1 pseudogene is annotated in these 692 nt (G+C 65.5%); it reads right to left on the bottom strand.

From position 1 onward, the window contains the following. Positions 1-429: 429 nt before the first annotated feature. A pseudogene (locus F6Q13_RS18925) lies at positions 430-692 on the bottom strand (phosphoesterase); the annotation flags it as partial.

The raw sequence follows: 692 nt of genomic DNA, 5'->3' as shown, positions 1-692 counted from the left end.
CTGTGGGCGCACCGGCCAGCGACCCCAGCCCCCCCGCCACAACCACGCCGATCACGCCGGCCAACCCGACCACGCGGCGACGCACCATGCGCGGATGCGGATTGTGCTTGCTGCCGCCTCGATCAGTCATCACTGGTGGCTCCTAGGCATGGCGCGGGATCTCAGCTGCGCCTAAGATAAACCTTAGGGTTTGTTCACGGCAAGGTTTCGGCCTCGTCTGACGCATCCGAAGGGTTTGAGACCGCGCGCCGGCCAGCGCGCCGCACGCTACCGCAGAACCCAGGCATCGCCGGCCACCACGAACGACTGCCCGAGGCGCCGCCGGCGCACCCCGGCGGTTCGCGACGACAACCCACCTCAACCGTTGACAACCCGAGCGACGCACCTGCACTCCCCGGCGACGATCCCCCCAGGAGCGTTTGCCCTCAATTACTTCCAGAATGCGTTCATGGGTGTGGCGTACTTGTCGTTGGCCGTGAGCGGGGCCAGGCCCAAGGCGTCTTCGATGGTGGCCATCAGGCTGTACTGGTTGTAGTAGGCGGCGGTGGTGAAGGGGCCGGGTTGCATCCCCCCATCCGTGACGGCGCCCTGGTTGGGGATGACGATCATCGGGACGTTGTTGCCCTGGTTATCGATGCCCAGCGACAGGTTGTTGAAGTCCTCGTCCCACGTGATGAAGATCGCGTCCTTCT

The organism is Mycobacterium sp. (assembly GCF_008709575.1).
Lineage (GTDB): Bacteria > Actinomycetota > Actinomycetes > Mycobacteriales > Mycobacteriaceae > Mycobacterium.
The sequence above is the reverse complement of the archived record's forward strand: the minus strand, read 5'-3'. Positions and strand labels throughout refer to the sequence as shown.